General features: G+C 62.4%; 9 protein-coding genes and 2 pseudogenes. 7 read left to right on the plus strand and 4 right to left on the minus strand.

Annotation, left to right across the window (positions count from 1 at the left end; all coding sequences use genetic code 11):
• The 3 genes and pseudogenes from DBR22_RS25015 to DBR22_RS21945 all read left to right on the plus strand — a co-directional run.
• Positions 1-483 (plus strand): annotated as a pseudogene (locus tag DBR22_RS25015) (RHS repeat-associated core domain-containing protein); the annotation flags it as partial.
• 8 nt (positions 484-491) lie between these two features.
• A complete protein-coding gene (locus tag DBR22_RS25020; RefSeq protein ID WP_258229385.1) occupies positions 492-1298 on the plus strand; it encodes an RHS repeat-associated core domain-containing protein in 807 nt (268 codons plus the stop codon).
• A gap of 432 nt (positions 1299-1730) precedes the next feature.
• A pseudogene (locus DBR22_RS21945) lies at positions 1731-1978 on the plus strand (recombinase family protein); the annotation flags it as partial.
• Positions 1979-2279: 301 nt separating this feature from the next.
• On the opposite strand, the gene DBR22_RS21950 reads toward DBR22_RS21945, so the two are convergent.
• A complete protein-coding gene (locus tag DBR22_RS21950; protein WP_258229386.1) occupies positions 2280-3497 on the minus strand; it encodes a hypothetical protein in 1218 nt (405 codons plus the stop codon).
• Here DBR22_RS21950 and DBR22_RS25025 point away from each other — a divergent pair.
• The 3 genes from DBR22_RS25025 to DBR22_RS21960 all read left to right on the plus strand — a co-directional run bounded on the left by DBR22_RS25025 (position 3487) and on the right by DBR22_RS21960 (position 6633).
• Positions 3487-3696 (plus strand): hypothetical protein, encoded by a 210-nt coding sequence (locus DBR22_RS25025; protein WP_258229387.1) that lies wholly within the window; start codon positions 3487-3489, stop codon positions 3694-3696. The two genes, DBR22_RS21950 and DBR22_RS25025, sit on opposite strands and share 11 nt — an antisense overlap.
• 1500 nt (positions 3697-5196) lie before the next feature.
• Entirely contained in the window at positions 5197-5448 is a 252-nt protein-coding gene (locus DBR22_RS21955; protein ID WP_108600720.1) for a hypothetical protein, read from the plus strand.
• 165 nt (positions 5449-5613) lie between these two features.
• The gene (locus DBR22_RS21960) at positions 5614-6633 is read left to right on the plus strand and encodes a hypothetical protein (RefSeq protein WP_146187622.1); all 1020 of its coding nucleotides are present in this window, start codon (positions 5614-5616) and stop codon (positions 6631-6633) included.
• Positions 6634-6724: 91 nt separating this feature from the next.
• Here the strand turns inward: DBR22_RS21960 and DBR22_RS21965 are convergent, their stop codons facing one another.
• The 3 genes from DBR22_RS21965 to DBR22_RS21970 are packed head-to-tail and all read right to left on the minus strand — an operon-like array spanning position 6725 to position 7961.
• Complete coding sequence (locus tag DBR22_RS21965; protein ID WP_108600722.1) at positions 6725-6928, minus strand: hypothetical protein; 204 nt, start codon at positions 6926-6928, stop codon at positions 6725-6727.
• A gap of 29 nt (positions 6929-6957) precedes the next feature.
• A complete protein-coding gene (locus DBR22_RS24045) occupies positions 6958-7101 on the minus strand; it encodes a hypothetical protein (RefSeq protein WP_181365286.1) in 144 nt (47 codons plus the stop codon).
• Positions 7098-7961, minus strand: a complete 864-nt coding sequence (locus DBR22_RS21970) for a helix-turn-helix transcriptional regulator (protein ID WP_108600723.1) — start codon at positions 7959-7961, stop codon at positions 7098-7100. Before DBR22_RS21970 ends, DBR22_RS24045 begins: the two co-directional genes overlap by 4 nt.
• Positions 7962-8071: 110 nt before the next feature.
• Here DBR22_RS21970 and DBR22_RS21975 point away from each other — a divergent pair.
• On the plus strand, positions 8072-9058 hold a 987-nt coding region (locus DBR22_RS21975), incomplete at its 3' end, for an MFS transporter (protein ID WP_258229388.1).

The raw sequence follows: 9058 nt of genomic DNA on the forward strand, positions 1-9058 counted from the left end.
GGCTTCGACTACGACAACGCCAACCGCCGCACCGTCACCAAGTACCCCAACGGGGTGAAGAACACGACCACCTACGACGGGGCGGGCAAGATCACGGACATCACCGCGACCAACACCAGCGCCACCGTTTTGGCCAAGCGCGCCTACACCTACACCCTGAACGGGGCCAAGGACGGAGGCCAACGCAAAACGATGACCACCGACACCGGCGCCGTCATGACCTACGGCTACGACGCGATGAAACGGCTGACTTCAGCCGTCACCGGAACGGTCACCGAATCCTGGACCTACGACGCCAACAGCAACCGGCTCACCGCCGCCAAAACCGGGACCGCCACCAGCTACTCCACCTACAACGCCGCGGACCAGCTCTGCTGGTACGGACCCACCAACGGGAACTGCCCCACTCCGACCACGGGAGCGAGCAAGTACTCCTACGACGCGACGGCAACTTCATCGATGGCGGCTCCGCCTCAAACCTGACGTACAACGTGTTCGACCAATTCACCTCAGGCACAAACGGCTCCACGACGACGAACTACACCTACGCCGGCACCCGCAACGACGAACGCCTCACCGCCGGGACAGCCTCGTTCCTCAACGGCTCCCTCGGTCTCACCCAGCAGACCAAGAGCAGCGGGACAACCTCGTTTATCCGGGACCCCGACGGTACGCTGATCAGCATGCGCGACAGCGGCGGGGCCAGCCACTACTACACCACCGACGCCCTCGGTTCGGTCATCCTGCTCACCGACAGCGCCCAGGCCAAAGCCGCCACCTACGCCTACGACTCCTGGGGAGAGAACACCGGCACCACCGGAACCCAAGCATCCACCAACCCCTGGACCTACGCCGGCGGCTACAACGACACCACCAGCAACCGCATCAAATTCGGCGCCCGCTACTACCACCCCGCCCGCGGCCGCTTCACCCAACCCGACCCCTCTGGCCAAGAAGCGAACCGCTACCTCTATGCGGGTGCCAACCCGATCAACAACACAGACCCCCTGGGCCTTGCTACAGAAGGCGCCATGCTTTTCGGCGGCATTATCGGAGGTCTGGTTGGGGCCACGTTTGGCGCGATCGTAACCGTTGCCGCCGCACCTTTTGTAACACCGGCGGCGTCCGTCGCATTAGGGCTGGCTGTCGGCGGATGCGTGGTTGGCGCAGTCGCGGTTGGCGCAACCAACGCCTACGATCAGCAATCCACATCTGTAGGTGCAATCGGGGCCGGCTGCGCGGCCACGGGAGCTACTGCGGTAATAGGCAGCGCAATCCGCAACGCAATAACTTCCTGAGAATCTGTGAAGAAGAAGGGGATGGCAGTGACGAAAAAAGTGACCCTTAGGAGGCTCATAGTTACCTGCACGGTAGCCTTAGTTGGGGGTGTTCTTCTCTCCATACTCCTTGCTTCGTTATTTCCGCAAGGTGGGGTTTTAGTCCAAGCGCTTCCGCTGGGTCTCGCCGTGAGCGTAATGCTTCCCGCAATCGTCCGCTTTATCGATAGGTCGCGTTGAACCAGTAGTCCGGGTTTCTACCACGGCATCGGAGTTTCTCCTGACCGCTCCGGGTGTCTCGATAAACAACAGCTTTTCAAGACACCCCTCCAAGACGCGTATGAGCCCGCCGCATCGGCGGGAACACGGGCCGCAGCTCGTCTCGGAAACGCGTCTCGCCGCGATTCGTCTCATCAGGGGTGCAGTGGGGACTTTCCGGGTCAGAATGGCCTGGTGAGGCAACTTGGTTACACGCGCGTCAGCACTTCCAGTCAGGATGCCCAGCTGCAGCTGGATTCGCTGGTCGCCGCTGGGGTGCAGAAGCGTGACGTTTTCGCCGACATCACTTCGGGCAGCAAGACCGCCATCCAGCGGCCCGGAATGAGAAGACTTCTCGAGTACGCCGAGGAGGGCGACACCGTGTTGTGTGGCGGGTCGACCGTTTGGGCCGATCGCTGATCGACGTGCTCAACACCGTCCACTGAACATTGGTATGGATGAGATTCTGATACGGCGACGACCTCTGGGGAGCCATTGCGGCGCTAAGTCTACGTGTTGTCTTCCCTTCTGCCTCCAGCCACGCCAGGGGTTCCGACGTCAGCTTTCGGCTCGGTAGTCCTGCTCACCGGGGTTCGTTGGGGCAGAAGGGCGGGCATGGGTGGACGTTACGTCATCACCGGTTCAAGGCCGCTATTCAAGGCGCTTCCAGCATCGACGAGGGGTACCAGGAGGAGGTGCCCAGTCGGGGCCAGGACTAAGTTCTCAACGGCCCGCATGCTGGAGCTAGGCTTCTGGACTAGGTCGTCGCGCCGCTGCCGGCGTAGGCGTCACCGTCGGAGCCGTCGTATCGCCGCCGCCACTACCGCCGCTGGAGTCGTGATAATGCCAGTACCGGTTTGCGGCGTTCACATCGGCGAGCATCAGCAGACCGCTGTTGGCCGTGCCTCGCGCCGCACTGTTGAGGTTCTGCTTTGTCGACGTCACGTTGTGGGCATACTGGTCGGCGTCGACGACGCGAGGCGTCTTCGTGGCGGTGCTGAAGTCGATATTTTCCAGCGGCGTGGACTTCTCGTAGATCGCGCCCCCCGCGTTGGTGCAGGCACCAGCATTCGTGGTGCCACTGGGCTTCGGGTAGGTGGCGAAGGTACGCAGCATTCGGGTGCTCTCATCGATCATGACGACCATCCGATTGGGACACTCCGATACGGTCGCGATCGTGTGCGCGGACCACGTCGCGGTCGCGCTATCCAGTGCCAACAATTGGATCAGCGGCTGTGACGCGGACGTGAACGATGTCTTGACAGCGGCGAAAACCTTTCCACCGGAGGAGTCCAGCCGCTTCAGGTTCATGTGGTCATCAGCGCTGTTCTGCCCCAATACCGCCGCTACCGGAGTGGTCCAGTCGGTGTCATGCGCTCCATCGACGTGGTAGCTCCAATACCTGCCGTCGGTGGCATCGCCGACCTGCCGGCTCCACATCACGCCTATTTTGTTCCCGTCGAAGGCGATGACAGCCGACGTGTCGTCCACGGAGACGTTGCTCAACCCCCCAGAGATCGCCGACTCAGGATGCGCGAACGGCTCCCCCCAATACCTGCCGTCCGGGCCGGTGACGTTCAGGTAGATCTTGTTTCCCTGCTGCCAGGTGGCCCACATCCGACCGGTCGAGTCCTTGTCAATGGTCAGCGCCTCGACGCGCTCGTTGTTGATTCGCGTGGAACTGAGCAGCGTGTAGGTCTTCTTGCTCCAGTTGTAGCTGTAACGCCGCATCGTCGTCGGGAAGCCCGGTTCGGCCGGCAGGCCGTCATTGACGAACCGATAGCTGGCCACGTTCAACGTCTTCCCATCCCACAGCACGTCATGATGAGTGCGGGGCCGCGTCTCCGTCGCCACACCCGTATCGACCCACGAACTCGTCGCGGCATCGAACCTGAAGATATGGAAATCCGAGGTGTCCGTGTCCCACAGGTTCCCCCACCAGGACCCGTCGTTGAACCACAACGCACTGGTGGCCCGCTTCGTACCGATCGGCGACGGCGTCCCCGCATGCGACGGGCCCTCGATGCCGACATCGCCCGGCTGTGGCGCGCTAGTCGCTGGTGGCGGTGTCACCGCCGGCGAGACCACGTCAGGCGAGATAGGTGAGGGGCCGGTTGCCGATGACGGTGTTGCCGTTGGTGCAGCCGGAAAGCCAGTGTAAGGGGCGGCTGGTGTTGAGCAGCCGGTGAGGAATAAGACAGCGACCGCCGCGGACACCAGGTGTTTGCGGCGGTCGCAGGGTGAGCTGATCATGAGTTTTTTTCCGTGGTCCGGTCAGTTGCACCCTCAACCCCCGACATCACCGGTAGCAGCCGACGCTGCAACCGGCACCACCAGTGCACCCAGCCCAAGCAGCAACGCTGCCAGCAGAGCGCCAAGCCAGGAAGTCCTACAGCGCGAACCGTGCCCGCACCTGTGAAGGAATGTGTCGTAGCGCATCGTTGCTCCCGAGGTCGACTGACATATCGAACCCCCAAGTTTGTCCAGTTTCCAATGGTTGACCCACGAAAATCAACCCTCAGTTGTGATGGCCGTGAACTAGGCCGCGGCGGAGACAGCCGTCCGACGTCCCCGTACTGCCATCCCGTGGTCGCCTTTCGGAGTCGAGGAATTCCTGACGACCGGACTGGGGATCCGGGGGATCCTCCCCGCTTTCCCACCTCGGCCGAGTTCGGAGCCTTCGCACGCTCCACTCTCCCCGATCTTCACCCGGCAGATGATCCAGACAAGGTTCTGATGGCATGGCTGGAACAGGACCCTTCAGGTGGCCGTCCCGTTGCCGGGGCGGTCACCGGTGGCGGTCCGCTATTCGCACACGCAGTGCCGGCTCCGCAGGGCTCCGTCATCCCTGGCCCTGTTTTTTTCTACGGCCGTTTTGGCTGCTGTCCTGACGGATTGTACGTGTCCGCTCCGGCCCGTCTAGCCCCTCCTTCGTCGGGGCCTGCGGCGCACGAAATGTCCCTGCGGCGCTCCTTCGTCGCTGATTTCCTCCGGGAATTTCCCGCCCCTTGCCCTGCGGGTAGACAGGCCTCCGTCGGCCACAGCTCCGCAAGCATCGCCAGTAGCCAAAACAACAAGGGGGAGAAGGGAAGCTGGCCGGTCACCACGAGCCGCCCCACCCACCTGGAAGGAACACAACCATGAGCGAAAAGAAGTCCCGCGAGCCCTACCTGGGAGCACCGACCGAGAGAGGACCGCCCCCTAACCGACCCGCAGGAATCCGTTGACAACATCATTGAGATTCCTTCGGATTCCAGGCGTCCGCTCCATCTGCAAGCTTCGCCTGCATCCGGAATCCCAGAGCTCGCAACCTTGGCACTTTTGCCGACAGTACGTTGCCCGGATAGAAGGATTTCTTGAGCAGTCATAGGCGGATGCCTGGTGCTTCTCAACCGGCTAGGCCTGCTTGCGCGCCGGTTCGGATCGGCAAAAATTACGTGCCTACTCTCGTTTCAAGACATTTCTGTCGTTCCGGCAGTGTTCGGTGAGAAAAGGTACTGCTGTCAGAAAATAATGCGCACAACAAGGAATTCCATTCTTTCTGGTTGTAATCTTTGTTCAAGCTGACGCTGGTGCTTTCCGCATTGTCCGGGGGGAAGGTGCGGCTGAGGCCCAAGGTGCCGGACTCAGCCGGCGCCTCCAGCCATAAAAGGAATAGCCGATGTCTAGGGACGAGTTCTCTCTCCCCACGATCACCGGCGCAGAGGAGAACCCGGGTCTGGGGGGACCTGCTTTGCCGCAACAGGCGGCGGAGGGTATTTCCCTGCGTTCATGTGTGATGGAGCCGATCAAGAATGTCCTCTTTGACCCTGATCCCAAGGGTGAGTGGCGCATGTCGGTCCTGCGCAGCAGGCCGTTACTGACGGCGTTCAGCCGATCCAGGAATTCCCGGAAGGACGAGTCTCCGGCTTGAAGCCCTTACACGCTGCGTCGGCAGCAACAGGGCTCGAGTTGGAAATGGCGGCACTGCAGAGGTGGATTCCTTGCTCGTCGCAGCCGGAATGAATGGGGACATGAAGGAAACCTCAATGAAGAAACAATTAAAAGGCGCAAATAAGTATTTCAAAGGATGGTGGGCATGAAAAGATTCTTAGCACCCGTAGTTGGCCTTGCGTTGATTTGTGGTTTTATGTCTGCACTGAGTCCGGGCGTTGCTCAGGCTGCGGCCGGGCCTTGCATCGGTGCCCCTGCCGCGGACGGCACGACGTACACCGAAACCCGGCAATTCGTTGATAGTCAAGCATGGTGGGTGCCGGACACTGATCAAGCCAACAACTCCACCACCAACCACGGCCATGTTCATATGGGGGCGTGCATACCTGAGCGCGAGACGATCAGTTCGGGCAACCTGACGGTCCATGTGCGGGTGGTCCTCCACGACAACCCGGGCAAGGCCAACTACGTCTCGATGGTGTTCAAGACCTCCGACACCGAAACCACCGTTCAGAAATGTTACCTACGGGCGACGGCGGCGAACTTCAGTTGCCCCGGCCCGTCCAGCACGGGCAAAGGCGACTTTGTGTGTACAGGTACATGTGAGCGCTGGCTGACGTTCTCGCGGCCGATCTCTTCATTTAACCATTCAGGCACGCAGGAGGTCCGCTTTCGCGGGTTCGTCCCGGAGCCGGGCGGCAACGAAATGCGAGCTAACTTAAATTGGCAGGTCAACATCCAAAACGGAGCGTCTGCGTCCAACGTCTCCAGGTATCCGTTCCTGCGGGGCAAGGGCTGGTACACCAACGCGCAGTACTGTGAGGCCTCGGTCCGGGCAGTTCCCCTTCCAGACGGTCCGGTATCAGGAATCTGGACTCCCGTGGTGGGCCTGTCCACCCACCCCGATGGCTCGCTCCCGACGACTCACTCATTTGTCTCGATAGACCCGGACTTCCACGCCGTTCCGACCAACGCCGGAACCGTACTCTGGGACGCTGCAGGTCCACACGGACCCGACCCGTTCGGCGCCGCCCCCATCTCGATCGACACCAGGACTCTGACCAATGGCGTACACAAGCTACACCTGCGAACGTCATGCCGTGACAACAAACTGGGATCGACAAACTCCGGGGTGACCGTGATTCCCTTCACAGTGGCTAACTAATGACTGTTAGAAGAAAAACCGGCAACTGAAGCTTGGAAATGGACCGGCTGCGGCACGTGGTTTCACCCGCTGGGCTCGTACACCTGCGCCGTCAACTGGCTGGCGGCACTACGTCCTCCAGCACTGACCTATCGAAAAAACGGACCTCGCCCGTTGCCTCGAAGAATACCGGAACCACCGATGTGCTCGGGTCCTTGGATGTCTCGTAGATCTCAGCCGCACTCCCGTGCTTTCTGGCAATTGTTCCAACCAGCTCGGTACCCCGGACCCGGACGGTTCGATATTTGTAGCTCATGGTGACCCCTTCGTCGACTAACGCAAACCCTACCCCTGAAAAGAGTGTCCGGCCGAGATGGTTGCGAGGTCCTGACGGAACGCCTGCACTCCCTCGACTGCAGGGCCGAGGGTGTCGGGGCGGGTCAGGTCACCGACGACAATGATCAGGACAATGGAAGGGCGGCCGTTCATTTCTTCTCCTTGACGGGGATTCCGTCGGCGGTGCGCTGGGTGGCGGCCCAGCTGGCAAGGACTTTCAGCGCGTCCTCTGAAGGTGTCGCAGGATCTGCCGTGTACACGTTGATGCGCAGTCCAGGGTCCGCGGGGAGCTCCAGGGCCTCGAAGCTCAGGTCAAGATCGCCCACGATCGGGTGGTGGAGCCGTTTGCGGCCGGTGCGGTGGTACTTCACGTCGTGACGGGCCCACCGGGTGCGGAACTCTTCGCTGCGGGTGGAGAGTTCACCGATAAGGTCTGTGAGGTCCTTGTCGTACGGGTTTTTTCCCGCGGCGGAGCGCAGGACGGCTACGATGTCATCCGCTGCGCGTTCCCAGTCGGCGAAGAAGTCCCGCGCTTTCGGGTTCAGGAAAGTGAAGCGTGCGCTGTTCGGCGGGGTGACCTGCTCTGCCATCATGTCCAGGTAGAGGGCGCGGCCCAGTTCGTTGGCCGCGAGGACATCCCCCCGGTCGTTGCGGACCCAGGCCGGCGCCGTGGTGATCGCATCGATGACGCGCTGCACGCTGGGCCGCACCGTCAGCGGGCTGCGCTTGCGGCGCACCCGCGGGGAAGCCGTGGCGGCACGGGCCAGGTCGAAGAGATGGGCTGTTTCGGCGTCGTCGAGCTTCAGGGCGCGCGCGAGGGCTTCCAGGACACTGTCGGAGGCTCCGGTAAGGTTTCCACGCTCGAGGCGTATGTAGTAGTCGATGCTCATCCCGGCGAGCATCGCGACCTCCTCGCGGCGGAGCCCGGCAACGCGCCGGTTGCCGCCGTAGGCCGGCAGTCCGGCCTCCTCGGGCGTGATTTTTGCGCGGCGGGAAGTCAGGAATTTCCGCACGTCATCGCGTGTGTCATGGTGTCCACGCTACGCCGCTGCCCCGTGACGAGGGAGGCACTGGCGTTACCCGGAAGAGCAGTGACTCCCGGCCCCCAAGGAATCACGGTTGCATGGAAAGCATGAAACCTGCACCCGCAACTGCTGTCCGCCCTGCAGCGATCCTGGCGATCATCCTTGCCAGCTACTTCATGATCTTGCTGGACAACTCGGTCATTTTCACAGCCCTGCCCAGCCTGCAGGCCGACCTGCAGCTGAGCACGGGCGAGCTCTCGTGGGTCCAGGACGCCTACACTCTGGTTTTCGGCGGGCTGCTCCTCCTCGGGGCCCGGGCAGGAGACCTGCTGGGCCGCCGGCGCGTGTTCGTCTTTGGGCTGGTGGTGTTCTCGATCGCGTCGCTGCTGATCGGCCTGGCCCCGGCAGGCTGGTGGGCGATCGCCGGCCGCGCCGTCCAGGGTATTGGGGCTGCGATCGTCGCGCCGGCCTCGCTGTCGTTGCTCACGGCGAGCTTCGCGGAGGGCCGCGAGCGCACCCGTGCGATCGCTCTTTACGGCGCCACAGCAGGGATCGGCGCCAGCCTTGGCCTGGTCATCGGCGGGGCGCTGGCCCACTGGATCTCCTGGCGGGCAGGGTTCTTCGTCAACGTACCGATCGGTGCGGCGATGATTGCCCTAGCTCCCCGGTTCCTCCCGGAAACCGGACGTGCCAGCGGCCGGTTCGACGTGTCCGGCGCGCTCAGCGCAACCCTGGGTGTCGGTGCTCTCGTGTTCGGAATCATCAATGCCGCTGAAGCGGGCTGGGACTCGCCGGTCACCGCCATGACTGTCAGCGCCGGCGTCGTACTCCTGATCGTGTTTGTGCTGATCGAACGCAAGGCAACCCAGCCCATCATGCCGCTTCGCCTGTTCGCGAGCCGCCGTCGCACCGGTGCTTACGTTGCCCGCTTCCTCTACCTGGGCGCGATGATCGCGTTCTTCTTCTTCACTACACAGTTCCTGCAGGTAGTGCTGGGCTTCGACCCGCTGCAGGCCGGCCTCGGATTCCTGCCCATGACGGCGGTCAACTTTGCCGTGGCAATGGCGGTCCCGCGGCTTGCGGGC

Source organism: Arthrobacter sp. HMWF013 (genome assembly GCF_003061105.1).
Taxonomy (GTDB): domain Bacteria; phylum Actinomycetota; class Actinomycetes; order Actinomycetales; family Micrococcaceae; genus Arthrobacter.